21 protein-coding genes and 1 pseudogene are annotated in these 25,882 nt (G+C 72.7%); 13 read left to right on the top strand and 9 right to left on the bottom strand.

Translation table 11 applies throughout. The features are described 5' to 3' along the window. Positions 1–72 precede the first annotated feature (72 nt). Together BM076_RS19870 and fahA are read right to left on the bottom strand one after the other, a co-directional pair. Entirely contained in the window at positions 73–930 is an 858-nt protein-coding gene (locus tag BM076_RS19870; protein WP_093714968.1) for an MIP/aquaporin family protein, read from the bottom strand. A 182-nt stretch (positions 931–1,112) separates the two neighbouring features. After that, entirely contained in the window at positions 1,113–2,354 is a 1,242-nt protein-coding gene (gene fahA, locus BM076_RS19865; RefSeq protein ID WP_093714967.1) for a fumarylacetoacetase, read from the bottom strand. 337 nt (positions 2,355–2,691) lie between these two features. On the opposite strand from fahA, the gene BM076_RS19860 reads away from it, so the two are divergent. From BM076_RS19860 to BM076_RS19845, 4 genes are all read left to right on the top strand, one after another. Beyond that, positions 2,692–4,314 carry an SDR family NAD(P)-dependent oxidoreductase gene (locus BM076_RS19860; protein WP_245796158.1) on the top strand — a complete coding sequence of 541 codons (1,623 nt, stop codon included), beginning with the start codon at positions 2,692–2,694 and terminating at the stop codon, positions 4,312–4,314. A gap of 295 nt (positions 4,315–4,609) precedes the next feature. After that, the gene (locus BM076_RS19855; protein WP_245796157.1) at positions 4,610–5,584 is read left to right on the top strand and encodes an aminoglycoside phosphotransferase family protein; all 975 of its coding nucleotides are present in this window, start codon (positions 4,610–4,612) and stop codon (positions 5,582–5,584) included. A gap of 34 nt (positions 5,585–5,618) precedes the next feature. Further along, positions 5,619–6,059, top strand: a complete 441-nt coding sequence (locus BM076_RS19850; RefSeq protein WP_093714966.1) for an SRPBCC family protein — start codon at positions 5,619–5,621, stop codon at positions 6,057–6,059. A 110-nt stretch (positions 6,060–6,169) separates the two neighbouring features. Next, positions 6,170–6,574 carry a VOC family protein gene (locus BM076_RS19845; protein ID WP_093714965.1) on the top strand — a complete coding sequence of 135 codons (405 nt, stop codon included), beginning with the start codon at positions 6,170–6,172 and terminating at the stop codon, positions 6,572–6,574. On the opposite strand, the gene BM076_RS19840 is transcribed toward BM076_RS19845, so the two are convergent. Both BM076_RS19840 and BM076_RS19835 read right to left on the bottom strand, forming a co-directional pair. Then, positions 6,571–7,641, bottom strand: a complete 1,071-nt coding sequence (locus BM076_RS19840) for a LacI family DNA-binding transcriptional regulator (RefSeq protein ID WP_093714964.1) — start codon at positions 7,639–7,641, stop codon at positions 6,571–6,573. The genes BM076_RS19845 and BM076_RS19840 overlap by 4 nt on opposite strands. A gap of 141 nt (positions 7,642–7,782) precedes the next feature. Continuing rightward, positions 7,783–9,414, bottom strand: a complete 1,632-nt coding sequence (locus BM076_RS19835) for a hypothetical protein (protein ID WP_093714963.1) — start codon at positions 9,412–9,414, stop codon at positions 7,783–7,785. Between the two features lie 258 nt (positions 9,415–9,672). Here BM076_RS19835 and BM076_RS19830 point away from each other — a divergent pair, with 258 nt between their 5' ends. Continuing rightward, positions 9,673–10,584 (top strand): LysR family transcriptional regulator, encoded by a 912-nt coding sequence (locus BM076_RS19830; RefSeq protein ID WP_093714962.1) that lies wholly within the window; start codon positions 9,673–9,675, stop codon positions 10,582–10,584. Between the two features lie 166 nt (positions 10,585–10,750). On the opposite strand, the gene BM076_RS19825 is transcribed toward BM076_RS19830, so the two are convergent. From BM076_RS19825 to BM076_RS19810, 4 genes are all read right to left on the bottom strand, one after another. After that, on the bottom strand, positions 10,751–11,671 hold the full coding sequence (locus BM076_RS19825; protein WP_407640682.1) for a carbohydrate kinase family protein: 921 nt from the start codon (positions 11,669–11,671) through the stop codon (positions 10,751–10,753). 119 nt (positions 11,672–11,790) lie between these two features. Then, entirely contained in the window at positions 11,791–13,614 is a 1,824-nt protein-coding gene (locus BM076_RS19820) for a glycoside hydrolase family 15 protein (RefSeq protein ID WP_093714960.1), read from the bottom strand. Positions 13,615–13,659: 45 nt separating this feature from the next. Then, positions 13,660–14,724 (bottom strand): YhjD/YihY/BrkB family envelope integrity protein, encoded by a 1,065-nt coding sequence (locus BM076_RS19815; protein WP_322936010.1) that lies wholly within the window; start codon positions 14,722–14,724, stop codon positions 13,660–13,662. 209 nt (positions 14,725–14,933) lie between these two features. Further along, positions 14,934–15,617, bottom strand: coding sequence for a PhzF family phenazine biosynthesis protein (locus tag BM076_RS19810; protein WP_093714958.1), 684 nt, complete (start codon positions 15,615–15,617; stop codon positions 14,934–14,936). A gap of 270 nt (positions 15,618–15,887) precedes the next feature. Between BM076_RS19810 and BM076_RS19805 the strand changes: the two genes are divergently transcribed. Further along, entirely contained in the window at positions 15,888–16,649 is a 762-nt protein-coding gene (locus BM076_RS19805; RefSeq protein ID WP_093714957.1) for a GntR family transcriptional regulator, read from the top strand. 165 nt (positions 16,650–16,814) lie between these two features. Here the strand turns inward: BM076_RS19805 and BM076_RS19800 are convergent, their stop codons facing one another. Then, entirely contained in the window at positions 16,815–17,759 is a 945-nt protein-coding gene (locus BM076_RS19800) for a zinc-dependent alcohol dehydrogenase (RefSeq protein ID WP_093714956.1), read from the bottom strand. 260 nt (positions 17,760–18,019) lie between these two features. Here BM076_RS19800 and BM076_RS19795 point away from each other — a divergent pair, with 260 nt between their 5' ends. The 7 genes and pseudogenes from BM076_RS19795 (at position 18,020) to BM076_RS19770 (ending at position 25,767) form a co-directional block, all read left to right on the top strand. Continuing rightward, positions 18,020–19,111 (top strand): Gfo/Idh/MocA family protein, encoded by a 1,092-nt coding sequence (locus BM076_RS19795; RefSeq protein WP_093714955.1) that lies wholly within the window; start codon positions 18,020–18,022, stop codon positions 19,109–19,111. A 16-nt stretch (positions 19,112–19,127) separates the two neighbouring features. Beyond that, the gene (locus tag BM076_RS19790; RefSeq protein ID WP_093714954.1) at positions 19,128–19,808 is read left to right on the top strand and encodes a ThuA domain-containing protein; all 681 of its coding nucleotides are present in this window, start codon (positions 19,128–19,130) and stop codon (positions 19,806–19,808) included. Between the two features lie 3 nt (positions 19,809–19,811). Then, positions 19,812–20,786 carry an ABC transporter permease gene (locus tag BM076_RS19785; protein ID WP_093714953.1) on the top strand — a complete coding sequence of 325 codons (975 nt, stop codon included), beginning with the start codon at positions 19,812–19,814 and terminating at the stop codon, positions 20,784–20,786. Between the two features lie 3 nt (positions 20,787–20,789). Then, a pseudogene (locus BM076_RS37590) lies at positions 20,790–21,644 on the top strand (ABC transporter permease); the annotation flags it as partial. A gap of 144 nt (positions 21,645–21,788) precedes the next feature. After that, positions 21,789–22,910 carry an ABC transporter ATP-binding protein gene (locus BM076_RS37585; protein WP_322936030.1) on the top strand — a complete coding sequence of 374 codons (1,122 nt, stop codon included), beginning with the start codon at positions 21,789–21,791 and terminating at the stop codon, positions 22,908–22,910. Next, positions 22,907–24,094, top strand: a complete 1,188-nt coding sequence (locus BM076_RS19775; protein ID WP_093714951.1) for an ABC transporter ATP-binding protein — start codon at positions 22,907–22,909, stop codon at positions 24,092–24,094. Before BM076_RS37585 ends, BM076_RS19775 begins: the two co-directional genes overlap by 4 nt. Further along, positions 24,091–25,767 carry an ABC transporter substrate-binding protein gene (locus tag BM076_RS19770; protein ID WP_218160093.1) on the top strand — a complete coding sequence of 559 codons (1,677 nt, stop codon included), beginning with the start codon at positions 24,091–24,093 and terminating at the stop codon, positions 25,765–25,767. Before BM076_RS19775 ends, BM076_RS19770 begins: the two co-directional genes overlap by 4 nt. Positions 25,768–25,882 lie beyond the last annotated feature (115 nt).

The following is a 25,882-nucleotide window of genomic DNA, read 5'->3' as shown; positions in this document are numbered from 1 at the left end:
GTTTCCTGCCTTTCGTGGAAGTACGGGTCGGGCCGGACCGCCGGGACCCGTCGGGGTCCCGGCGCGCGGGGCTCAGACCTCGGACGCGGTCTCGGAGGCGGGCACCCGTCCCGGCGGCTCCGGCTCGGCGCCGGGCAGGAAACGGCTGATCAGGTACTTGTAGAGCACACCGCCGAGCACGCCGCCGACCAGCGGGCCGACGATCGGCACCCAGAAGTAGAGATTCCCCCATTGATCGCGCCACGCCGAGCCGTACCCGGTCAGATAGCTCGCCAGCCGCGGGCCCAGGTCACGCGCCGGGTTGATGGCGTAACCGGCGTTGGCGCCGTACGCCATGCCGATCGCGACCACGATCAGACCGACGATGAACGGGCCGAGATTCGCGCCCGGCGCGGTGTTGAGCACATCGGTGATGGCCAGGATCAGGATCAGCAGGATCGCGGTGCCGATGACCTGGTCGCGGAAGGCGCCCCACTCGTGCACGCCCGCGGTCAGCGAGCCGTTGCCCGGCAGGGTGGAGAAGACCGTCTGCGTCTTGATGGTGTGGCCGGGGTCGGCGTGGCCGAGGATCTCGCTGTAGTTCCAGCGGACCACCAGCGCGGCGACGAACGCCCCCAGGGTCTGGGCGATGGAGTAGGGCAGCACCTTCTTCCAGGAGAAGCCCTTGAAGACCGCGAGCGTCAGCGTCACCGCCGGATTGAGGTGGGCGCCGCTGAGCCGCGCGGCGACGTACACGCCGAGGGTGACACCGAGGCCCCAGGCCCAGGCGATGCTGTCGTGGCCGCCGAGTCCGCCCTTCGGATCGGTCAGGTCGCCGCCGGCGGCGACCTGCGCCACCACACCGACACCGATCAGAATGAGGATCATCGTCCCGACGAACTCGGCCGACAATTCACCCAGAAGTCCCGAGCCGCGTGCACGTGTCGCCATGGATTCCCGCTTCCCGCCGGCATCACATGGGCCGGCTGTCGCTCGTCCCGCTCTTGCTCATGCGCTCTTGTGCTCCTCGCATGCTCCTTCACACCGAAGCACGTGTGAACCTGCTGCGCGGGATGTGATTGCGCCGTACGAGTGCCGGGCGGGCGGAAGCCGGGATTCCGGGCGCCCGGCGGTCAGCGGCGCGCGGGCGCGATCCGGCCGCTGACCTCGCCGAGCCCGATGCGCGTCCCGTCGGGGCCCGGCGCCGTCGCGGAGATCACCACCTCGTCGCCGTCCTCCAGGAAGGACCGGCGGGTGCCGTCCGGCAGCTCCAGCGGCTGCTCGCCGTTCCACGACAGCTCGATCAGCGCGCCCCTGCTCTCCCGCTCCGGGCCGCTGATCGTGCCGGACGCGAAGAAGTCCCCGGTCCGCAGGCTCGCCCCGTTCACCGTCAGGTGCGCCAGCATCTGCGCGTACGTCCAGTACATGGCGGCGAACGGCGGCCGGGCGACCACATGGCCGTTGAGCCGCACCTCCAGGGCGATGTCCAGACCGTACGGCGGGTGCGCGGCGCGGTCGTCGAGATACGGCAGCGGCTCGGTGTCCCGGACCGGCGGCGCGGTACGGGCGTCGGCGAGCGCGGCCAGCGGCACCACCCACGGCGACACCGAGGTGGCGAAGGACTTGCCGAGGAACGGGCCGAGCGGCACGTACTCCCAGGACTGGAGGTCGCGCGCCGACCAGTCGTTGACCAGGCACACCCCGAACACGTGCGCGTCGGCGTCGGCCAGCGCCACCCGGCCGCCCAGCGGCGAGGGCGTACCGACCACGAAGCCCAGCTCCGCCTCGATGTCGAGCCTGCGCGAAGGACCGAAGTCCGGCGCCGGATCGGCCGCCGCCTTTCGCTGGCCGCACGGCCTGACCACCGGGGTGCCGGAGACCACGATCGTGCCCGCGCGGCCGTGGTAGCCGATCGGCAGGTGCTTCCAGTTCGGGGTCAGCGGCTCGGAGCCGGGCCGGAAGATCCGGCCGATGTTCGCGGCGTGGTGCTCCGAGGCGTAGAAGTCGACATAATCCGCGACCTCGAACGGCAGGTGCAGGGTCACGTCCGCGCGGGGGAGCAGACACGGTGCGACGGCGGCGCGGTGGGCGTCCTCGGTCAGCCACGCGGTGAGCGCCGCCCGTGTCCTGTCCCACAGCGCAGGGCCGCCCGCCAGCAACGGATTCAGCGACGGCGCGGCGAGTGCGGCGGCCACGTCGGCGGGCGCGCCGGTGGCCCGCGCCGCCGCCCCCGCGTCCAGCACATGATCGCCGTACGCGACTCCGACCCGCCGTGCGGCGGGCCCGCCCGCGGTGCTGAACACGCCGTACGGCAGATTGCGCACCCCGTAGGGCGCGTCGTGCGGGACGGCGAGCGGGCTGCTGGCGCTGCTCAACGGACCTCCAGGGCGGCTCCGGCGACGGCCTGGTGCACCGCGCCGGCACGGTCGGAAACGACCCGAGAGTACCGCCGGGTCCGGCGGTGGATACGGGCGCGGATACGGGGCCGGGCGCGCGGCCGGGTGCGGAACGGGTTTGGAGCTGCCACCGGCGCGAACGTAAAGTTCGGCCCGGGGCGGGGCACGACGGACGGCGCGCGGCGGTGCACGGCGGTGCACGGCACCTGCGTACCGCACCTGCGGAGGGCACGGCTTACGGCACCGCGCGGGGCAGCGCGTACGGCAGGGCACACGGCACGGCACGGCACGGAACACGGCAGAGAGCAGCGGCGGGATGACGGCGACAACACAGGACCTGGACGGCCACGGGCCCGGCGGGGAACCGGTCACGGACCTCGGCGACGCCGGTGTGCCCGGGGAGCCGGCCGCCGACGCGGTGTCCCCGGACGCGGTGTCCCCGGACGAGGTGTACGCCGACGCCGGGTCCGCCGACGACGGGGCCGCCGACCACGATACGGCCGCGTACGGGCCCGGCATCGACCCCGAGCGGCTCGCGCTCTGCCTCGCCGTGCTCGGCGAGCTGGACACGCTGCCGGTCGACCACCCCGACGCCATCGCCGTACGCCGCGCGACCGCCGGCATCTACCGCACGGTCAAGCAGCGCCGCCGCCAGGAGCGGCGGGCCGCCAAGACCGCCAACGACAAGGCCGTCACCGAGGCCACCGCGACCGGCGCCGCCGACCGCATCGACGACGAGACGCTGGGCATCCAGCTGACCACCTCCGTCTCCACGGAGATCGCGGGCATCCTGGAGCGGCCCCGCTCCTGCTACGTCTGCAAGACCCGCTACGTCGAGGTCGACGCCTTCTACCACCAGCTCTGCCCGTCCTGCGCGGCCGAGAACCGGTCCCGCCGCGACGCCCGCACCGACCTCACCGGGCGCCGCGCGCTGCTCACCGGCGGGCGCGCCAAGATCGGCATGTACATCGCGCTGCGGCTGCTCCGCGACGGCGCGCACACCACGATCACGACCCGCTTCCCCAATGACGCGGTGCGCCGCTTCAAGGCCATGCCGGACAGCGCCGACTGGATGCACCGGCTGAAGATCGTCGGCATCGACCTGCGGGACCCCGCGCAGGTCGTCGCGCTCGCCGACTCCGTCGCCGCGGCGGGCCCGCTCGACATCCTGATCAACAACGCCGCCCAGACCGTACGGCGCTCGCCCGCCGCCTACCGCGAGCTGATCAGCGCCGAGGCCGCGCCGCTGCCCGCGGGCGAACTCCCCGCCACCGAGGTCTTCGGCGCCTTCGGCAGCGGCGCGCAGACCGCCGCGGCGCTGCCCGGGCCGCGCCGCGACGGCCTGACCGCGCAGGACGTCACCGACCTCGCCCTGGTCAGCGGCTCCGCCTCGCTCGCCCGGATCGAGGCGGGCACCGCCATCGACGCGGGCGGTCTCGTGCCCGATCTCGACGCGTCGAACACCTGGGTGCAGACGGTCGGGGAGGTCGATCCGGTCGAGCTGCTCGAAGTTCAGCTGTGCAATGTCACGGCGCCGTTCGTGCTCGTCAGCCGACTGCGGCCGGCCATGGCGGCGGCGGCCGCGCGCCGTAAGTACGTCGTCAACGTCTCGGCCATGGAAGGGCAGTTCAGCCGCGGCTACAAGGGGCCGGGGCACCCGCACACCAATATGGCCAAGGCCGCGCTCAACATGCTCACGCGCACCAGCGCCCAGGAGATGCTCGACACCGACGGCATTCTCATGACCGCCGTCGACACCGGCTGGATCACCGACGAGCGGCCCCACCCCGACAAGATCCGGCTCGCCGCCGAGGGCTTCCACGCTCCCCTCGACCTCGTCGACGGCGCCGCCCGCGTCTACGACCCCATCGTCCGCGGCGAACACGGCGAAGACCTCTTCGGCTGCTTCCTCAAGGACTACGCCCCGTCCCCCTGGTGAGCATGGCTCGGGGGGGCGCGGTGCGGGCCGCTCATCGCCGCTACGGCTGGTCCTCAAGCGCCGGACGGGCTGATTTTCGGTTCTCGTCCCTCCGAGCGCGCCGGTCCGGGCGCACCAGGGTCCGTATTTCAGCCCGTCCGGCGCTTGAGGACAGGGTCGGGTCCCGGCGTACCAGGAGCCATATTCAGCCCGTCCGGCGATTGAGGACCAGGCCCAGCGGCTATGAGCGTCCCCCCGCCCGCGCGCACCCGAAAAGCGGTGGCTCCCCGCACGGCAGGGCCGGGAGCATGGGGGCGTGAGCGGGAGTGGGGACGTGGTGGTGGAGGCGGCCGGGGTACGGGCGGCCTGGGGGGACGTGCCCGAGGGGCTGCGGCGGGAGGTCGAGACGTATCTCGGCGGCACCGTCGTGGAGGCCCGGACGCAGCGCGGCGGATTCTCCCCGGGCGTCGCCGCCCGGCTGCGGCTGGCGGACGGCCGCCGCGCCTTCGTGAAGGCGGTGTCGGCCGCGGCGAACCCGGACAGCCCCGGTATCCACCGCACGGAGGCGAAGGTGGCGGCCGCCCTGCCGCCCCAGGTCCCGGCACCCCGCCTGCACACCTCGTTCGAGTCCGACGGCTGGGTGCTGCTCCTGTTCGACGACGTCGAGGGCCGGCCACCGGCCCAGCCCTGGGCCCCGGCCGAGCTGACCCGCGTGCTCGCGGCCGTCGCGGACCTGGCGACACTGCTGACGCCGTCCCCGGTCGCCGCCCCACCGGTCGCGGCGAAAGCCGAGATGTTCAGCGGCTGGCGCACGCTCGCCGCCGAGCATGCCGCGGGCACCGACGACCTGACGAGCCTCGACCCCTGGGCCGTACGCCGTCTGGCGGAGCTGGCCGCGCTGGAGTCCGGCTGGGCGGACGCCGCGCGCGGCGACACCTTGGCCCACGCAGACCTGCGCGCCGACAATCTGCTGCTGACCGCCGACGGCCGGGTGATGGTCGTGGACTGGCCGTGGGCGTGCGTCGCGGCGCCGTGGTTCGACCTGCTGCTGATGCTGCCCAGCGTCGCCATGCAGGGCGGCCCGCACCCCGCCGAGATCTTCGACCGGCACCCGGTGGCCGCGGGCGCCGACCCGGCCGGGGTCACCGCGGTGGTGGCGGCCGTCGCGGGCTTCATGCTGGGCCACGCCCGGCGGCCCGCCCCGCCCGGCCTGCCGACGCTGCGCGCCTTCCAGTACGCCCAGGGCGTCGTCGCGCTCGACTGGCTGCGGACCCGTACCGGCCTGTCCTGACCCGTACTGGCCGGCCCTGACCTACCCTGCCCGTATGCCGCCCTTCGTCGTCGAGCGCCACAGCCCGCTGCCGGTCGCCGAGGCGTGGCGGCGGATGACGGACTGGGAACGGCACACCGCCACCGTGCCGTTGACCCGCATCGAGGTGCGGACACCGCCGCCGGACGGCGTGGGCACCGTCTTCGTGGCGCGTACGGGGCTCGGCCGGGCCGGCTTCGACGACCCGATGCGGGTCGTGCGCTGGGAGCCGCCGGGCTGCGACGGCGGTACGGGACGGTGCCGGCTGGAGAAGACCGGCCGGATCGTCACCGGCTGGGCCGAGATCGAGGTACGGCCGGACGGTACGGGCTCGCTCGTGCGCTGGCGCGAGGAGTTGCGGGTGGCGAAGCTGCCGCGGGCGCTGGACGCGGTCACCGCCAGGACCGGGCGGCTGGTCTTCGGCCGCGCCGTCGACACCCTGCTGCGCGGGTCATGAGACGGGGGCGTGAGGCGAACCGGTGCGCCGGGTACCGATGAGTTCCGCGCCGGGCACGGGTCTACCCCGGTGAAGGACACAGCGAATCACGCACCCGGAGGCAGGCACCCATGTCCACGAAGATCTTCGTCAATCTGCCGGTGAAGGACCTCCCCGCGTCCCGGGCCTTCTTCGCCGCCGCGGGCTTCACCTTCAACGAGCAGTTCTCCGACGACAACGCGGCCTGCCTGGTGGTCAGCGAGGACATCTTCGCGATGCTGCTCGTCGAGCCGTTCTTCCGCACCTTCACCGACAAGGAGATCGCGGACACCACGCGTACTACCGCGGCCATCGTCGCCCTCGGCCTGGACGACAAGGCGGACGTCGACCGGATCGCCGACGCGGCCCTGGCGGGCGGTGGCTCGGACGCGCAGAAGACCGCGCACGAGAGCCCGATGTACACCCGCAGCTTCCACGACCTCGACGGCCACCACTGGGAGCTGTTCTGGCTGGACCCGGCCATGGCCCAGGGCTAGCCCCTGGCGGGCCCCGGCGGCGGCCCGCTGCTCTCCCGGACGATCAGCTCGCCCGCGACCTCGACCCGGGTCGAGGCGGGCCGCTCCCCGCCGACGAGTTGCAGCACCATCCGCGCGGCGACCGCCGCCATGTCGGCCAGCGGGGTCCGTACGGTGGTCAGCCGCGGTGTGACCCAGTCGGCGAACGGCAGGTCGTCGAAGCCGACGACGCTCAGCTCGTCGGGGACGCGGATGCCGAGGGTGGCGGCGGCCCGGTAGGTGCTCAGCGCCTGTTGATCGTTGCCCGCGAAGACCGCGGTCGGCGGCTCCGGCAGCCGCAGCAGGTCCAGGGCGTGCCGGAAGGCGGGCCCGTTGGTGAAGTCGCCGTAGCGGACCAGGGCCGGGTCGTACGGCAGCCCGGCCTCGTCAAGCGCCGAGCGGTAGCCGTCGACCCGGGCCCGGGACGCCAGCCGCTCCGGCGGGCCGCTGATCACCGCGATCCTGCGGTGGCCGAGACCGACCAGGTGCCGGGTCGCGGCGAGACCGCCGGGCCAGTTGGTCACGCCGACCCACGGCACGCCCGGCGCGGGCTCGTCGGCCGGTGCGATCAGCGCGAAGGGCAGCCCGAGCCGGCGCAATTCCTCGTGCTGGGCCGGCATCAGCTCCGGCAGCACCAGGACGGCGCCCCGCGTGCGGCGCGTCGCCAGCGAGTCCAGCCACTGCCGGGTCAGCCGCCCGCTGCCGTGCGTCGCCGACACCACCATGCCCATGCCCTCGGCGTGCAGCGCCTCCTCGGCGCCGCGGATCAGCTCGCCCGCCCAGGGACTGGCCAGTTCGTTCATCACCAGGTCGATCAGTCCGCCCGGCGCGAGCCCGGTGGCGGGCGGCCGGTGCCGCGCGAGATAGCCGTGCTGCTCCAGCAGCCGCTGCACCTTCGCCCGGGTCCGCGACGCCACGTCCGAGCGGTCGTGCAGCACCTTGGACACCGTCGACACCGACACCCCGGCCTGCCGCGCGATCTCCGCCAGCGTCGTGCCGCCGGTCCCCGCGGCGGCCCCGCTCTCCGGCTCCGGCTCCGACCCCGCCATCGTCCGCTCTCCCGCTGTTCGCCCGCGCACGCGCCCCGCGCGCACCCTCCGGCGGCCCCTTCGGCCGGCCGGCTCACCGATGGCGAAAACTATCGCGAAAACGGTCCCGACCCGCGCGGGCGCCTCCCCGGAATCGCGCCGCTAGGAGGTGCGGGTGTTGGTCAGGTGGGGGCCTATGTGGCCGATGTAGAGGCGGCCGGTGCCCGCGGTGTCGTCGAAGAAGTGCAGGCGCGGCGAGATGGTGCTGCCGCCGCCGATGCGCAGATGGGCCTCCATGTAGACGCTGCCCGACGGGTCCACCTCGCGGGGGACGGGCAGCATGCGTTCCTTGCGCCAGGACAGATTGCGCCGGACGGTGTCGGACTCCTTCATCAGCACCTTGCCCGCCGGGAAGGGATGACAGCCCGAGGGCAGGTCCTGGCACCAGGCGCGGAAGTCGCCGCGGGCGCGCCCTGCCACCGCCGCGGCGGCGAAGTCCTCCAGCGCCTGGAGGGCCTCCCAGCAGACATTGACCCAGTTCGGCTTGGACCGGTCGTCGAGACCGGTGAGTACCTTCGCGTCGCCGGTGAACATCAGGGTCGGGAACTGGCCGAGCCGGGAGTGGAGTTCGGTGAAACTGCCGGGCAGCGCCTCGCTCTCGTCCTCGTCCACCGGGGCGAACGCGGCCTCGTACGCGCCGACTTGCTGGAGCCGTAACTGCAGCGCGCGGACCTGCTGTTGGGCGGCGCGGCGCTCGGCGTGGAATTCCTCGGCCAGCCAGTTGGCGTCCGCCAGGTCGTGCTGGAGTTCGCGCACCTGCTTGTAGCGGGCGGCCTCCGCCTCCGCGGCCTCGTCCAGCAGCGCGATCAGGGACTCGTGGTCGGCCTTGAGCCGGGCGATCTCGTCGCCCTGGGCGGTGGACGGCGCCCGCGGGCTCGTGCCGTGCAGCGCCGCCAGCGGCTGCGGCAGCGGCAGGGTGGACGCCTGATTGCGCGGCAGCGCGGTCAGCACGCTCGCCGCCCGTACGGGATCGGCCTCGACGGTGGCGCGGGACATCACCGGATGCCGCTGGCCGTCGGCCGGCCAGCCCGGGTCCACGCCCGGCATGTACGTGCGGATGCCGCCGCCGAAGACCGGATGGTGCTCCAGCGCCTTGTTGAACGCCGCCTGCGCCTCGCGCGTCAGCACGTACAGCACGGCGCGGCCCACGAGTTGGGAGAAGGCCCGGTCGACGACCTTGTCCAGCCAGCGGTCGGCGTCGATCCCGTACGGCACGCTGGCCACCACGATGGGCAACCGCCGCTCCCGGTCGGTGAGTTCCTCGATCACCTCCTTGACGTCGCCGGGGTGGACGAAGCTGGCGCGGGCCCGGATCTCGGCGAGGCCGCTGTGGGTGTCGAGGGCGTCGAGCAGCGCGTCGGCCAGCCGCGGCTTGGAGGCCCTGATCTGCGGGATGTCCGGTGAGTCCGGGCGGTGTTCGACATCGAGCTGGATCCAGGTGCGGCCCGGATCGGCGGCGTCGGTGCGGATGATCAGCAGCGTCTGCCAGGCGCCCCTGGCCGTCGGCGGGCTCTCGCGCAGCCGCCACCGGGTGTGGGCGCCGGCCTGACCGGAGTCGGAGTCGCGGTCGAGCGTCACGTGCTCGGCGATCTCATTGCGGCCGTCCCGCAGCGAGACGACCGGATAGTGCCTGGCGCCGGCCAGCCACTCCACCACCAGCCGGTCGGTCGTCGCCGCGACCGTGACGTAGTCCTGTTCGGTGCACACGACCATGCGGTACGCGGAAGCGTCCACGGAAGTCCCCCCTCGGTGTGCCGATCGATCATCAAGGGGGAGGCTAGAAGAGCGCGGTGTCACGGTGATAGGGGGCGCGGTGTCCGCCGGGGACCGGTACGCGGCGCCGGCAGCGCTCCTGCCGTGACAGGAACGCCGCACGGATGCCGCACACGGCCCGCAGTGAATTCGGCCACATCCGCGGACGGCCGCCGGGGGCATCGCCCGAAGGGGCGGCACGGGCCCGGCCGGTGGGAGCGGAGTGACTACAGTGGTCGTATGCCCGACGCGTCGCCCCCGGTGGACCTCGACCTGCGGCTGGTGCGCTACTTCACCGTCGTCGCCGACGAACTCCACTTCGGCCGCGCCGCGACCGCGCTGCGCGTCGCCCAGCCGTCGCTGAGCCGGCAGATCCGCCGCCTCGAACAGCAGGTCGGCGCGCGGCTGCTGGACCGTACGCCGCGGGGCACCCGGCTCACCGAGGCGGGTACGGCGTTCCTGCCGCGGGCCCGGGCGCTGCTGCGCGCGGCCGAGGAGGCCGCGGGCCTGGCCAGGGCCGCCGCCCGGCCCAGCGGGATCACCATCGGCTGGACCGTCAATCTCGTCGTCACCCCGGCGGTGCGCGAACTGCGGCGCCGGCACGCCGACGCCGATGTGCGCACCGTGCACCTGCCGTGGGACCAGGTGCGCGCCGCCCTGCTCGACCACCGGGTGGACGCGGTACTGACCCGGCTCCCGCTGCGCACCGACGGCCTGCGCGTCACCGTCCTCTACGACGAGCCCCGGGTGCTGCTGGTGCCGGCCGGGCACCGGCTGGCGGAGCGGGAGTCCGTCACGGTGGACGACTTCGCCGACGAGCCGCTGCCGCGGGTGCCCGACGAGGAGTGGAACGCCTTCTGGCGGATCGACCCGCGCCCGGACGGCAGCCGCGCGCCGGACGGGCCGCTGCTCGCGGCCGTCGAGGACAAGCTCGAACTCGTCGCGTCCGGCGAGGCGTTGTCGATCATGCCGGCCGGGCTGCCCTTCTCCGAGCTGCGGCCCGACGTCGTCTCGGTGCCGCTGCGCGGCGTCGAGCCGAGCCATGTCGTGCTCGCGACCCGCGCCGGCGACCGCGGCCGACTCGTAACGGCCTTCCGCGCCTGCGCCGAGGCGGTGCTGGGGCCGCACGGGGCTGAACGCCGCCCGGAATGACGGGCGTTGCGGCAGCTCGGCCCGCACGGCGGCCGGGCAGCCGCCCGGGAGACCGGCGGCCCCTGCTCAGCCGAGCACCGCGTGCCGGTCGGCCCGACCGGCCGCTGAATGATGGGCCGCCCCGCTCAGCGAAGAGCCGTGCGGCTCGGCCTGCGCGACGGCCTGCTCAGCCGAGGGCCGCGTGCAACTCGTCCGTGGTGGGCGGGTTGGCGCCGGCGCGGGAGACCGTGATCGCGGCGGCGGTGCCCGCGTGGCGCAGGATCCCGGCGAGCGTGTCCGTGTCCAGCGCTGCCAGCGCCGTACGGTTCGCCGCGCCGGTCAGGCCCAGCTCCGTCAGGGCGTCCAGGACGGCGGACATGAAGGAGTCGCCGGCGCCCACCGTGTCGACCACCTCGGCCGGTACCGGGGTGCCCGTCACCTGGCCGCCGGCGGTGAAGGCCGCCGCGCCCTGGGCGCCCATCGTCACGAACACCACGGCCGGGCCCGCCGCCAGCCAGCGCGCGGCCACCGCGGCGAGCGGCTGACCGGGATGGAGCCACGCGATGTCCTCGTCGCTGGCCTTGACCACATCGCTGAGCGCCACGCACCGCTCGACGGCGGCCAGACCCTCCGCGTGCGCGCCCATCAGCTCGGGCCGCACATTGGGGTCGTAGCTGACGGTCGCCGCCGCCCGCAGCCGCTCCACGACGGCCACCGTGCCTGTGGCGCCCGGCTCGGTGACGGCGGCGATCGACCCGAGGTGCACATGCCGCACCCCGGCGGGCGGTTCGACCTCCTCCAGCGTCCACGTGATGTCGAAGTCGTAGCGGGCGGCGCCCTGTCCGTCGAGCGTCACCACGGCGGTCGGGGTCCGTACGTCGTGCTGCGCGTCGGCCAGCAGGGCCACGCCCGCCGACCGCAGGTGGTCGCCGATCAGCTTCCCCGACGGATCGTCCCCGAGCTGGGTGAGCAGCGCCGTGTCCCGGCCGAGCCGGGCCAGACCGTACGCCACGTTCGCGGGACTGCCGCCGGGGTGCGGCACATCGGGCTCCCCGGGGGTCCGCACGATGTCCGCCACACACTCGCCGATCACCAGAAAGTCGCTCATGCCCCACATGCTGCCGCATCGCCCGCCGCCCCGGCGAGCCCGCTCCGACCGGCGCGGGACCAAGGGCCCGCACCGCCGGGAGCCGTCCGGGACCGCCGGGTCGGCCCTGGGCAGGGGCGTCAGGCGCCGGACCCGTCCAGCTCCTCGTCCAGGGCCATGGCCGCCGTGATCAGCGACAGATGGGTGAACGCCTGCGGGAAATTGCCGAGTTGCTCGCCCGTGGGGCCGATCTCCTCGGCGAAGAGCCCGACATGGTTGGCGTAGGTGAGCATCTTGTCGAAGGCGTAACGGGCGGGGGCGAGGCGGCCGGAGCGGGCCAGGGCGCCGACGTACAGGAAGCTGCACAGCGAGAAGGTGCCCTCGCTGCCGCGCAGCCCGTCGGGGGAGGCGCCGGGGTCGTAGCGGTAGACCAGGCTGTCGGAGACGAGTTCGCCGTCCATCGCGTCCAGCGTCGACAGCCAGCGCGGCTCCTTCGGCGCCACGAAACCGACCTCCGGCATCAGCAGCAGGGACGCGTCCAGCACCTCGCCGCCGTAGTGCTGGACGAACGCCTGCCGCCGCTCGCTCCAGCCGCGCTCCATGACCTGCCGCATGATCGCGTCGCGGGCCGCCGTCCAGCTCTCCAGGTCCGCGGGGCGGGCGAGTTCGGCGGCCGCGCGGATGCCGCGGTCGAAGGCCGACCAGCACATCAGCCGGCTGTACGTGAAGTCCTTGCGCCCGCCGCGGGTCTCCCAGATGCCCTCGTCGGGGCGGTCCCAGTGGTCGGCCAGCCAGTCCAGCAGCCCGGCGAAGACCTGCCAGCCGTCGTAGCCGGCGAGCTGGGCGACGTCCCGGGACCGGGACAGCGCGCGGACGGCCTCGCCGTAGATGTCGAGCTGGAGTTGGTCGGCGGCGCCGTTGCCGAGCCGGACCGGGGCGGAGCCGCGGTAGCCCGCCAGGTGGTCCAGGATCTCCTCGGGCAGTTCGGGGTCGCCGTCCACCCGGTACATGATCTGCAACGGCTCGCCGGTGACCGTGCCGCCCGCGCGCAGCCGCGCGCCGAGCCAGCGGCGGAAGGCGTCCGCCTCCTCGGTGAAGCCGAGGTCGACCAGCGCGTTCACCGACAGCGAGGCGTCCCTGATCCAGGTGTAGCGGTAGTCCCAGTTGCGCTCGCCGCCCACCTGCTCGGGCAGGCCCATCGTGGCGGCGGCGACCGGGGCGCCGCTGGGCGCGTACGTGAGCAGCTTGAGGGTGATCGCGGACCGGTTCACCGCCTGCTGCCAGCGGCCCCGGTAGCGGCACTGCCGTATCCAGCCGTGCCAGAAGCGGCGTACGCCGTCGAATTCCGCCCGCAGTGATCCCTCGGTCGGTGGCCGCGGCGCGTCGCCGTGCGCCGCGCACACCGTCAGCACCACGCCCGCGAGCTGGCCCTGCCGCAGCGTGACGGTGGCGCGGACGTCCTCCTCGTCGCGCACCAGCTCCACCGGGCCGACCGGCTGGAGGAACGCCCACGCCCGCGGGCAGGCGAAGCGGGCCGCACCGTCGGCGAGGTGCAGCCGGTGGTCGCAGCGGCCGTAGTCGAACCGCGGCCGGCACTCGAGATCGAAGGTCACGGTGCCGCGCACCACCCGCATCGCGCGCACCATGCGGTGCCGGTCGGTGGCCGTTTCCGGATGGTCGACCGGCATGAAGTCGATGACCTCGCCGACACCGTCGGGCGTCATGAAGCGGGTGACCAGGGCCGCCGTGTCCGGGAGGTACAGCTGCCGTACGGTCGTGTCCGTGCCCGCCGCGGTGATCGAGAAGTGGCCGCCGCGGTCGTGGTCGAGCAGCGCCGCGAAGATGCTCGGCGAGTCGAAGCGCGGGGCGCAGAACCAGTCGACGACCCCCTCGGCGGAGACCAGTGCCGCGGTCTGGAGGTCCCCGATCAGGCCGTGGTCGGCGATCGGCGGGTAGCGACGCATGGGGGCACCTTTCGCCGTCGCCGGTTCCCCCGCTCCCTTTCCACGCTAGAGGAGACCGTCGTCACCGGCATTCCGGCGCGGCTCCCGGTCCGGTGCCGGGGTCGTGTCGGCGGTCCCGCCCGGGGCCCCCTGGGGGCTTCCGTTGTCGCCCCCGCCCGTGCTGCCGTCCGGCCCGGCGCCGGACAGCAGAGTCGCCAGCGGCGGTTCCGACGCCAGGACGGCGCCCGCGGTGATGGTGAAGGTGAGCACCGCGCAGATCGCGATCAGCCAGGACAGCATCGTGAAGACCGAGCCGAGCGAGCCGAAGTTGGCCAGGCTGCGGTTGAGGGCGGTCGGCATGTACAGGCGCGCGGTCACCGACAGCGCCGTCATGGCCAGCGAGGTGAGGATCGCCCCGGGCAGCAGCGGCAGCCACGGCACCCGCTTGCTCAGCAGCAGCCGCTGCGTCCACCACCACACCCCGACGTCCGCGAGGAAGGTCAGCGGCAGACCGAGCCACAGCCCGTGGCCGAAGCCGTCGCGCAGCGGCCCCTGCAGCACCAGCGCCACCATCCACGCGGAGATCCACGCCACCCAGCGCCACAGCGCCACGCGGACCGCCGCCCGCGGCAGCCGCCACGCCCGCTCGCACACCCGGGCCATCGCCCGGCTGCACGCGGTCGCCGACAGCAGCGCCATCAGGACGCCGATCACCCCGGTGGTCTGCCGCAGATCGCCGCCGTTCGAGCCGTACACCTGCTTGAGCTGCTCGTCGGACGCGCCGGTCAGCCCGAAGACATTGCGCGCGGTGCTCACCAGCTGGTCCCGTACGCCCTGCGGGGCGAAGGCCGCCACGACGAACAGCAGCGGGACGGCGGTGAGGAAGACCTGGGCCGCCAGCCGGGTGCCGGCGTCCAGCAGATTCACCGACAGCAGCCGGGCGGTCAGCTCGGTGATCACCGGGAAGCGGCGTTCCGCCTCGCGGCGCAGCCACAGCGCCCGCCGCTTCCACTGCGCCGCGCGCTCGCCCATCCGGTGCGCCGCCCGCCCGGCCCGTCCGCCGCGGCGCCCTGGGCGGACCCCGCCGGGACCGGACGCGTCGCCGGGAGGACCCGAAGGAGCGGTGGCCATACGCGACCTCCCCTGCGGACCGGGCGGACACCGCCCGTCAGTCGGACACTGCTCCTCAGTCAAGGCGGTGGGCGCGGATCGCGCGACTCGTGACGGCGGCGGCTAGCCCGTCCGCAGGGCGGTACGGGGCGCCGGGCATGGTCCCGGGCGCAGGCTCGGGCACGGTCCCGGGCACGGGGGAGAGGCCGCCGTGTGCCCTCCGGCGTCGGTCAGCGGGCCGGCGCCGGAGCGTCGAGTACCGCCTCCAGATGCACCCGGCCGCCGATCTCGACGGTGCCGTCCGGGCCCGGCGCGGTGAGGATCTGCGAGCCCCGGCCCTGGGTGATGTGCAGGGCGCGGCCGAGGCGCTGGGTGAGCAGCAGCGCGGCGGCCCCGGTCGCCTCGTCCTCCTCGATGCCGTCGCCGCGGCCGGGGAAGGCGCGCGCCCTGATCCGGCCCGCGGCCTCGTCCTGCCACGCCCAGGCGTACACCCACTCGCCCGGCTCCGGCACCTCCAGCGCGTCCACCTCGGCGGGCAGCGCGTATTCGCGCAGGCTGCGCGGCGGCGCCCACTCGGCGCGCACGGTGATCCAGGTGAATTCGCCGTCGTCGCGTACGAACACCTCACCGACCTCCGGCTCCAGCACCTCCACGTCCAGCAGCCACGCCACCCCGACCAGCGGGTGCCCGGCGAACGGCAGCCGCAGCCCCGGGGTGTAGATGTCCACCGTGCCGCGCTCCGGGTCGTCCACGAACACCGTCTCGCTGAAGCCGAGTTCGGCCGCCAGCGCCTGCCGTGCCGTACGGCCGGGGAAGCGCGCGCCGTCGCGCACCACGCCGAGCGCGTTGCCGTGCCGCCGGTCGGGACCGGAGAACACCCGCAGGACGTCGATGCCGCCGGAAGGAGTCTTCACCCGGGCATTCAAGCACCGCCGGACGCGGGCGCGGGCCCGGTCCCGCCCACCTTTACGGCGACGGTACGGCGCCCCGCCCGCCGGCCCCGGCGGCGGCCGTCCCCCCGGGGCCCGCCACCGCGGACCGGGGTCCTGGTCAGACCGGCCGGCGGAAAGCTATCCTTGGCTCCGCCGTTCACCCGGTTACGTCCGGTGACATCGGGTACGGCATCCGTCACATCGGCAATGCCGGTCATGCCGGCCATGCCGGTCACAATGGGGGCCTCACGTATGAACGACTCTCGCGAGGTCGCGGGCGTGATCCTGCCGGGCTATCCCGAACCCCTGTGGATCCAGGCGGTCAACCTGATCCGCGGCGAGATCGACCGCGGCGAGCTGCGCCCCGGCTCGCGTCTCGCGCCCGAGCGGGAACTCTGCCGCCAGCTGGGCATCAGCCGGGTCACGCTGCGCAAGGCGCTGGGGCACCTGGTCGAGGAGGGCGTGCTCAGCGCCTCGCACGGCCGGGGCTGGTACGTGACGCAGGCGGCGCCGAAGAAGGAGTGGCCCAACAGCCTGGAGTCCTTCAGCGAGACCGCCGCGCGCATGGGACTCAAGCCGCACTCCAAGGTGTTCACGGCCCAGGCCAGCCCGGCCAGCATCGACGAGGCGGAGCGGCTGGCGATCGCGCCCGGCACACCGCTGTTCCGGCTGGAGCGGGTACGGCTGCTGGACGGCGTCCCGATAGCGCTGGACCTGACCCGTATCCCGCTGGCCCTGGTGCCCGGGATCGAGGACGTCGACTTCGCCGACCGCTCGCTGTACGCGACGCTGTCGGCGGCCGGCGTGGAGCCCGCCCGCGCGGACAGCACGATCGAGGCCACCAAGGCCGACGACAGCGCCGCCGCCCGGCTCGACGTGGCGCCCGGCGACCCGCTGCTGGTCATGCACCAGCTCGCGGTGGGCGCCGACGAGGAGCCGCTGTTCGTCTCCACGATCCAGTACGCGGGCGAGCGCTACCGGCTGCGGACGTCCTTCGCCCGCTCGCACGGCTGACGGGCCTTCCGTACGGCGCCGTTCGCAAGCGGTTGACGGCGCCGCGGCCGGACCGGCTCAGCACACCGAACCGGCTCACAGCAATGGACCGGCTCAGCACGCCGAACCGGCTCGCAGCATTGGACCGGCTCAGCACGCCGAACCGGCTCGCAGCATTGGACCGGCTCAGAGCACCAGCACGCCCTTGACGAAGTCGGGACCCGCCTCCGTCATGGTGCGGAAGGCGTCGTCCACGCCGTCCAGGCCGAACCGGTGGGTGATCAACGGCTCGTAGCTGAAGCGGCGTTCGGCGATCAGGCCGATCGCGTCGCGCATCGCGGCCATCAGCCGGGTGCGGTCGGGGCAGAAGCCGTTGACGACGGTGACGGCCTTGTACCAGAGGTCCATGTCCATCATCGCGTCGCCGGTGTGGTGGTAGCCGACCACGCACAGCGTGCCGAAGGGCCGCACCAGACTGCCGGCCGTACGGAGCCCGCCGGTCGTGCCGGTCGCCTCCAGCACGACCGCGAGCCGCGCGTCGCCGGCCCGGGTGGTCTGCGTCCGGTACTCCTCGGGAAGTTCGTCGGGCGCGAAGACCAGGTCGGCGCCGAGCCGCAGGGCGCGCTCGCGGCGGGCCGGGTCGGGGTCCACGCCGACCAGCAGCCCGGGGGCGTGCCGCTTGGCGAGCTGGACGAGGCCGAGGCCCATGAAGCCGAGGCCGACGACGGCGACCCGGTCGCCCGCGCGGATCCCCGTACGCGACAGCGCCTCTTCGAGGTCGGCGACCGGTTCGCCGAGCGCGTGTGCGGGCTCGATGCCGGCCGGCACCGGCAGAACGGCGTGCGCGTCCATCGCCGCGAGCGTCGCGAAGCCCTCGCCGCCGAGCCCGGTCACCAGGTCGCCGGGCTTCCAACGGCCCGCGTCCCGCCCGGAGTCGACCACCCGGCCGACGATCTCGTGGCCGAGCCGCAGCGGCTCCGCGGCCGGATCGTGCCCGAGCCACGGCCCGATGTCGGAGGTGCAGACACCGCTGGCCAGCACTTCGACCAGCACCTGGGCGGGGCCGGGGACCGGGTCCTCGGCGGCGACGACCTCCGAGGTACGGGGCCCGACGAGCTGGCTGATCTTCATGGGGAACTCCTGGAGGCTCGGTGACGACAGTGGACCAGTGTAGTGAAGTGGTCCTATGTGGTCAGTAGTGGTGTCCTACGAATCGCGCCGATCCCACGGCCGGTTTGTCGCCATTCGTGGCTGAAAAGTGCGGAACGTGCCCGGTTTCGGCGGAGTTTCGGTCCGCTTCACCCTCTAGACAGGACCGGCATTCGTATTACGATGTCGGCAAGTGGTATGGCTTTGGCACACCCGATGCGCGGCACATGCGAGGAGGACGGATGACGGCTCTCGGTACGGGACTCGGCGCCGCGGTCGTCGGCACGGGCTCGCAGGGCCGCGTGCACGGCCTCGCCCTCCAAGCCGTGCCGGGCACGGCGCTCGTCGCCGTCGCGGACGTCGACACCGCCGCCGCGCGCGGCCTGGCCGACGAGCTGGGTGTACCACGGGTGTACCGCGACTACCGCGAACTGCTCGTGGTGGAACGGCCCGACGTGGTCAGCGTCTGCACCCCGCCCGTCCTGCACCCGGAGATCGTCCGGGCCGCCGCGGCGGCCGGCGTCCGCGCCGTGCACTGCGAGAAGCCGGTCGCGCTCTCGTACGGCGAGGCCGTGGACATGGTGCGGACCGCGGCCGACGCGGGCATGCAGCTCACCTTCAACCTCCAGCGCCGCTTCGAGGCCGTGCAGCGCTTCGCCCGCGAGAGCGTCGCAGGCGGCGAGATCGGCGAGGTCGTGACGATCGAGGGGTACTGCCCGAATCTCTTCGACTGGGGCACCCACATCCTCGACCTGATCCTCTTCCACCGCGGCGACGCGGCCCCGGAATGGGTCTTCGGGCAGCTGGACGTGACCCTCGACCGCTATGTCTACGGCGCCTTCGTCGAGACCGCCTCCGTCACCCAGATCGGCTGGCCGGACGGCGTGCGCGCCACCGTCAGCACCGGACGCGAACCGCACACCCCGGTGCTCAACCTCCAGAACAACCTGGGGCTGATCCTCCAGGGCACCAAGGGGCGGGCCGACATCCGCGGCGCCCGCTGCCTGATCCGGCGCTTCGGCAAGGCCGACCTGGCGCACGACTCCCCGTTCGACACCGACTCCCGCACCTGGGACCGGGGGGTCGACCCGGCGATCGTGGCCGGCACCCGCGACGCGATCCAGGACGTCGTCGACAGCCTGCACACCGGCCGCGAACCCGCCCTTGCCGCGCGCCACGGACTGCGCGGCGCCGAACTGGTCTTCGCGACCTACGAGAGCAGCCGGTCCCGGCGGCGCGTGCCACTGCCCCTGGACCGGATGGACAACGCCCTGCTCAGCGGGCGTGCGCAGGGCTTCTGGAGCCCTGCGGGAGAACTGCGCTCCACCTACTGAAACGAGCGGCCCCGCGATGCGGACACCGGACACCCCCGTACGACCCGAGCGCCCCGCCGGGCGTACCGACGCCACCCGCCCGACCGCGCTCGTCGTCCTCGGCGGCGACGACGTGTACGAAGACCTGTTCACCGCCGCGTCCGAGCTGCGGGCGCTGCTGACCGACGAGGGCTTCGTGACCCGAACCGCCCTCGGCACCGGCCGGCTGGAGACCGGGCACGGCGCCGCGTTGATCGTGCTCTACACCGCGGCGGGCCGCTTCACCGCCGATCAGCGGGCGGCGCTCGCCGACGCCGTACGCCGCGGCGCCGGACTGGTCGCGCTGCACTCCACCACCGTGGACGCGGCCCTGTTCGACCTGATCGGCAGCCGCTACGTCTCGCACGGGCCGCCGCCGCACGAGAGCCGGTTCACCGTCACGCTCGACGGCGACCACGAACTGACCGCCGGGATCGACCCGTTCGAGCTGACCCACGAGCACTACCACGTGGCGACGGCACCCGGCGTGCGCGTCCTCGCCCGCCGCGCGACCCGCGACGGCACCGAACCCCTGCTGCACGTCCGCGAATTCGGGGACGGACGTGTCTGCTACCTCCAGTTGGGCCACGACATGCGGGCCTGGGGAGAGCCCGCCGTGCGCCTCCTCGTCCGGCGGGCGGCCCGCTGGGCAAGCCGCCTCGATGCCAGAGGGAACTGACCGATGCGAATACTTTTCAGAAAGATCTGTTTCTATCTGCTCACGGCCTGGGCGGCGATCAGCCTCAACTTCGTCATTCCCCGCATCATGCCGGGAAATCCCGCGGACAACCTGATCAACCAGTTCCACGGAAAGCTCAGCCCGTCCGCCGTGAAGGCGCTGCGGGTGCTGTTCGGCGAATCGGACAAGAATCTCTGGCAGCAGTACGTCAGTTACTGGCACAGCGTCTTCACCGGGGACTTCGGCACCTCCTACGCCTATTACCCGTCGCAGGTCAGCGATGTGCTCGGGCAGAGCATGTTCTGGACGCTCACCCTGATCACCGTCTGCACGGTGCTCGGCTTCGTCATCGGCACCGCGCTCGGCATGCTCGCGGGCTGGAAACGCGGGACCTGGCTCGACTCGCTCGTGCCGGCCACCACCTTCCTGTCGTCGATCCCGTACTTCTGGTTCGCGATCATGGTCGTGTACGTCTTCGCCATCACGCTCAAGTGGTTCCCGCTGTCCGGCGGTTACGCGGTCACCGAGACCATCGGACTCAACGGCGGATTCATCGGCAGCGCCATCAACTACGCGGTGCTGCCGGCCCTCACGATCGTCGTCGCCTCCGTCGGCGGCTGGCTGATCGGCATGCGCAACATGATGGTCACCACCCTGAGCGAGGACTACGTCCGGCTCGCGGAGGCGAAAGGTCTCCCCAAGCGCCGGGTGATGTACGCCTACGCCGCCCGCAACGCGATGCTGCCGTCCTTCTCCGGATTCGCGATGTCGCTGGGATTCGTCATCGGCGGCTCCATCGTGACCGAGGTCGTCTTCAACTACCCCGGCATCGGCTCGGTGCTCTTCAAGGCCGCCCAGGCGGCCGACTACCCGCTGATGTCGGCCATCTTCCTGCTCATCACCGTGCTGGTGCTGATCGCCAATCTGATCGCGGACATCGCGTACGTGTTCCTCGACCCGAGGACAAGGGAGAGCTGATCCATGGCCCTGCAATCCGCTGCCCTCGCCGAGTCGGAGTCCGGCGCCGCCGCCGACCCCGCGGGGGAGGCCACCACGTCCCAGGGGCCCGCCCGGGTCTGGCTGCGCGTGCTGCGCGCCCCCCTGACGCTGACCGGCGTCCTGATCACCCTGGTCTTCCTGTTCCTCGCGGTCATCGGCCCGTGGATCTCGCCGTACGACCCGTCGGCCGTCAGCGACGCGGCCAGCGCCGCGCCGTCCGCCTCGCACCTGCTGGGCACCACCCAGAACGGGCAGGACATCCTGTCCCAGATGCTCTACGGGGCCCGCGCCTCGATGGTCGTGGGCCTGGGCGCGGCCGTGGTCACCACGGTGCTCTCGGTCCTGGTCGGCGTGACGGCCGGTTACGTCGGCGGCCTCGGCGACGAGGCGCTGTCGCTGCTGGCGAACGTCTTCCTCGTCCTGCCGAGCCTGCCGCTGACGATCATCCTGGCCGCGTACCTGCCGCACAGCGGCTCGCTCGGCATCATCCTGGTGATCTCGGTGACCGGCTGGGCGTGGGGCGCCAGGGTGCTGCGGGCCCAGACGCTGAGCCTGCGCAAGCGGGACTTCGTGGAGGCGGCCCGCGCCACCGGTGAGAAGACCTGGCGGATCATCCTCAAGGACATCCTGCCCAACCAGGTCGCGGTCATCGCCGCCGCCTTCCTCGGCACCGTCACCGGCGCCATCCTCACCCAGGCCAGCCTGGCCTTCCTCGGCCTGACCGACGTCACGCAGTGGTCGTGGGGCACGATCCTGTACTGGGCGCAGGTCAGCAGCGCGCTGCTGACCGGGGCCTGGTGGTGGTTCGTCCCCGCGGGCCTGGCCATCGCGGTGCTCGGCACCGCCCTGTCGCTGGTGAACTTCGGCATCGACGAATTCATCAACCCGCGGCTGCGGCAGGCCGGCATCGGCACCAAGAAGGCGCAGCGGGCGCAGGTCGTCAAGCGCCGCACCAAGCGGGTCAAGCAGCGCGGCCCGGTCGTGGCGCGGCCCGCGGGGGCGCCGTTCACCCCCGACAGCACCGATGTGATCCTCGACGTCCGCGATCTGAAGGTGGACTACGTCAGCGACGGCAGCCGGACCCCCGCGGTCAGCGACGTCTCCTTCACCCTGCGGCGCGGCGAAGTGCTCGGCATCGCGGGGGAGTCGGGCTCCGGCAAGTCCACCCTGGCGTACGCGATCACCCGGCTGCACAAGCCGCCGGCCGAGATCTCCCAGGGCGAGATCGTCTACACCAAGGCCGACGGCGGCACCGTCGACGTGCTCGGCATGGACGAGGACGAACTGCGGGACTTCCGCTGGGAGGAACTGTCGATCGTCTTCCAGTCGGCGATGCACGCGCTCAACCCGATCATGCGGGTCGGCGAGCAGATCGAGGACGTGATCATCGCCCACCGGCCGCGGATGACCCGCCAGGAGCGGGCCGCCCGGGTGGTCGAACTCCTCGGCATCGTCGGCATCCCCGCCGACCGCGCGGGTTCGTACCCGCACGAGCTGTCCGGAGGCATGCGGCAGCGCGCGATGATCGCCGTCGGGCTCGCGCTCGACCCGGAGATCATCGTCATGGACGAGCCGACCACCGCGCTCGACGTGGTCATCCAGCGGCAGATCATCGAGAAGATCATGGAGCTGAAGGACCGGCTCGGCTTCTCGGTCGTCTTCATCACCCACGACCTGTCGCTGCTGATCGAACTCTCCGACACGATCGCCGTGATGTACGGCGGCAAGATCGTCGAGACCGCCGCGGCCGACGACTTCTACCGCCGCCCGCAGCACCCGTACAGCCGCGGTCTGCTGGCGTCCTTCCCGACGCTCGGCGGCCCCAAGCGGGAGCTGACCGGCATCGTCGGCTCGCCGCCCGACCTGCGCCGGCTGCCCAGCGGCTGCGCCTTCCGGCCGCGCTGCCCGCTGGCCTTCGACGCCTGCGCCGCCGAGATCCCGCGGCTCTACCAGGTGACGGGCCCGGACGGCGGCACCTCGCGGGCCGCCTGCCTGCTGCACGCGGAGGGCGCGCCCAAGAGCGCCGCCCCGAACGGTCCGGACGCCACGGACGGTCCGGACACCACGACCACGAACGAGCTTGCGACAGGTGAGATGCGATGAGCGGCGACCTGACGAAGGAGCCGGGGACGGCCGCCACCCCGGCCGCCCCCGCCGGCGGCGGCGCCCGGCCGGTGCTCGAAGCGGTCGACGTGACCAAGCACTTCCCGGTCCGCGGCGTCCGGCTGCGCCGCGGTGCGGCGCCCCGCGTGGTGCACGCGGTGGAGAACGTCAGCCTGAGCCTGTACGCGGGGCGGATCACCGCGCTGGTCGGCGAGTCGGGCTCCGGCAAGTCGACGCTGGCCCGGCTGCTCGCGCAGCTGTACCCGCTGACCAGCGGTGAGGTGCGGCTGCACGGCCAGGCCGTGCACTCGCAGCGCGGCCGGGCCTTCCGCGACCACGTCCGCAAGGTCCAGCTGATCCTCCAGGACCCCTTCGCCTCCTTCAACCCGGTGGCCACCATCGCGAGCACGCTCAAGCGCGCGGTCGCGATCCACCAGCCGGGCAAGCGCGGCAAGGACCAGGCGGCCGTCATCGACGACCTGCTCCAGCAGATCAATCTGGTGCCCGCACGGCAGTTCACCGAGAAGTACCCGCACGAACTGTCCGGCGGCCAGCTCCAGCGGATCTCCATCGCCCGGGCGCTCGCGGCCTCCCCCGAGGTGTTCCTCGCCGACGAGCCGGTCTCCAGCCTCGACGTCTCCATCCGGCTCGGCATCCTCAACCTGCTGCGCCGGCTCACCGAGGAACGCAACGCGGCGATGCTCTACGTCACCCACGACATCGCGTCCGCCCGGTACTTCGCGGCCGACACCGCGGTGATGTACGCGGGCGAGGTCGTCGAGACCGGCCCGTCCGAGGCGGTCACGCAGCAGGCGGCACACCCGTACACCCAACTGCTGATCGACTCCGCGCCCGACCCCGCGCGCGACGGCTCCGGCCGGGTCAGGGACATCGGGCAGCCGCCCAGCCTCATCGACCCGCCGGCCGGCTGCCGCTTCCACCCTCGCTGCCCGTTCGCGATGGAGCGGTGCGGCAGCCAGGCCCCGCCGTCCTTCGACCTGACCGGCGGCCACACCGCCCGCTGCTGGCTGTACGCCGACGACGCGGAGGCCCGCGAACGGCGGGCCGACAACGCGCGCGCCGTCGGGACCGGCCCCGCCGATCCCGCGGGCCCCACCGACCTCTCCACCGAAACCTCCCCCGACACCGCTGTCACCACCTCCGAAGGAGCAGACGCACCGTGACCACAACGCAGTCGTCGATCGCGTCAGGAATGACGAGACGCGGTCTTCTCGCAGGCGCCGCCGCCACGGCGGGCACTCTCGCCCTCTACGGGTGTTCCGGCAACTCGGGCGGCACCTCGGGGGGCAAGGGCACCCTGACCGTGGCCGGCCAGTCCGACAACCTCACCCAGGTCTTCAACCCGTTCCTGGAGAACACCGCGCAGGGCCTGACGTACACCAGCCCGGGCTCGGGCGGCTTCATCTACGAGCCGCTGGTCCAGATCAACACCGTCGACATCGGTCACGACCTGCCCTGGCTGGCGAAGAGCTGGCGCTGGTCGGACGGCAACAAGACGCTGACGCTGGAACTCCAGACCGGTGTGAAGTGGACCGACGGCACCGCCTTCTCCGCCGACGACGTGGTGTTCACCTACACCATGCTGAAGCAGAACGCCGGACTCAACCTGGGCGGTGTCGCCTTCGCCACCGTCACCGCGCCGGGCCCCGCGCAGATCGTCTTCACCTTCGACGTGCCCTCCGAGCAGTTGTTCACCGAGGTCGTGTCGGTGCCGATCGTGCCCAAGCACATCTGGTCGAAGGTCAAGAACCCGACGACGTACACGGACAAGAATCCGGTCGGCACCGGCCCGTTCAAGCTGTCCACCTTCTCCGCGCAGAGCTTCCTGCTGGTGCGCAACGAGGACTACTGGCAGCCGAAGGCGGAGATCACCGCGCTGCGCTTCGTGGCGTACAAGGACAACCAGAGCATGACCAACGCCCTGGTCCAGGGCCTCGCCGACTGGGGCGGCACGTACATCGCCGACGCCGACAAGACGTATCTCAGCCGCAGCAAGCACAACAACTACTGGGCGCCGCTGGCCGGCACCGACGGCATCATCCCCAACCTGGAGCGCTGGCCGCTCAGCGACATCGCGGTGCGCCGGGCCATCAGCCTCGGCGTCAAGCGCAAGCAGGTCGGCGCGGCGACCGGCTCGCCGCCGGCCACCAGCGTCACCGGGCTGCCGATGCCCGCCTACACCTCGCAGGTCTCCGCCCAGTACAAGGGCGTGAACTTCGAGGAGGACACCGCCAAGGCCGAGAAGACGCTGACCGACGCGGGCTACACCAAGGGCGGCGACGGCTACTACCACAAGGGCGGAAAGCGGGTCGAATTCTCGATCAGCTTCCCCTCCGCGTACACCGACATCGCCTCCCGGGTGCAGGTGCTGGTCTCCCAGCTCAAGGACATCGGCATCAAGCTCACCGTCGACACGACCACCGTGAACGACATCAACACCATCACGGCCAAGGGCAACTTCGACTCCACGATGGGCTACCCGGTCAACTCCGCGCCGCGGGCCTTCTCGTACTACTACGACACCATCAACCCGAATCTGTACTACCCGATCGGCAAGGCGACACCGACCTACCAGAACATCGAGCGGTTCCAGAACGCCGAGGCCAAGGCGCTGTTCACCGAGTACCCGAAGGCGACGACGGACGCGCAGCGGCAGCAGATCCTCGACAAGATCGAGACGATCTTCGTCGAGGAACTGCCCTGGATCCCGATGTTCTACTGGGGCAGTTACGGCAACTGGAGCACCGCCAAGGCGACCGGCTTCCCCTCGCCGGACAACCCCTACTTCAGCCCGGTGCCCAACCCCGTCGTCGCGCTGCGGCTCAAGCCCGTGTGACCCCGCCGTCCCCGTCCGCCGCACCTCCGCCCGCCGGGCGGCGCGGCGGACGGGGACCGGCCCGGCACGTACCGACGCACCACCACACGACCTCTGTGAGGAACCGCATGCCACA

Origin of the sequence: Actinacidiphila alni, from assembly GCF_900112845.1 — a bacterium.
Classification (GTDB): Bacteria; Actinomycetota; Actinomycetes; order Streptomycetales; family Streptomycetaceae; genus Actinacidiphila; species Actinacidiphila alni.
This window is presented reverse-complemented; position numbering and strand designations above follow the sequence as displayed.

Excerpts from the sequence above, each read along its gene's own strand:
- BM076_RS19790 (WP_093714954.1), top strand. The coding sequence starts at position 19,128 with ATGCGGACACCGGACACCCCCGTACGACCCGAGCGCCCCGCCGGGCGT.
- BM076_RS19850 (WP_093714966.1), top strand. The coding sequence starts at position 5,619 with ATGCCGCCCTTCGTCGTCGAGCGCCACAGCCCGCTGCCGGTCGCCGAG.
- BM076_RS19805 (WP_093714957.1), top strand. The coding sequence starts at position 15,888 with ATGAACGACTCTCGCGAGGTCGCGGGCGTGATCCTGCCGGGCTATCCC.
- BM076_RS19775 (WP_093714951.1), top strand. The coding sequence starts at position 22,907 with ATGAGCGGCGACCTGACGAAGGAGCCGGGGACGGCCGCCACCCCGGCC.
- BM076_RS19845 (WP_093714965.1), top strand. The coding sequence starts at position 6,170 with ATGTCCACGAAGATCTTCGTCAATCTGCCGGTGAAGGACCTCCCCGCG.
- BM076_RS19785 (WP_093714953.1), top strand. The coding sequence starts at position 19,812 with ATGCGAATACTTTTCAGAAAGATCTGTTTCTATCTGCTCACGGCCTGG.
- BM076_RS19860 (WP_245796158.1), top strand. The coding sequence starts at position 2,692 with ATGACGGCGACAACACAGGACCTGGACGGCCACGGGCCCGGCGGGGAA.
- BM076_RS19815 (WP_322936010.1), bottom strand. The coding sequence starts at position 14,724 with ATGGCCACCGCTCCTTCGGGTCCTCCCGGCGACGCGTCCGGTCCCGGC.
- BM076_RS19825 (WP_407640682.1), bottom strand. The coding sequence starts at position 11,671 with ATGAGCGACTTTCTGGTGATCGGCGAGTGTGTGGCGGACATCGTGCGG.
- BM076_RS19840 (WP_093714964.1), bottom strand. The coding sequence starts at position 7,641 with ATGGCGGGGTCGGAGCCGGAGCCGGAGAGCGGGGCCGCCGCGGGGACC.
- BM076_RS19800 (WP_093714956.1), bottom strand. The coding sequence starts at position 17,759 with ATGAAGATCAGCCAGCTCGTCGGGCCCCGTACCTCGGAGGTCGTCGCC.
- BM076_RS19830 (WP_093714962.1), top strand. The coding sequence starts at position 9,673 with ATGCCCGACGCGTCGCCCCCGGTGGACCTCGACCTGCGGCTGGTGCGC.
- BM076_RS19795 (WP_093714955.1), top strand. The coding sequence starts at position 18,020 with ATGACGGCTCTCGGTACGGGACTCGGCGCCGCGGTCGTCGGCACGGGC.
- BM076_RS19820 (WP_093714960.1), bottom strand. The coding sequence starts at position 13,614 with ATGCGTCGCTACCCGCCGATCGCCGACCACGGCCTGATCGGGGACCTC.
- BM076_RS19870 (WP_093714968.1), bottom strand. The coding sequence starts at position 930 with ATGGCGACACGTGCACGCGGCTCGGGACTTCTGGGTGAATTGTCGGCC.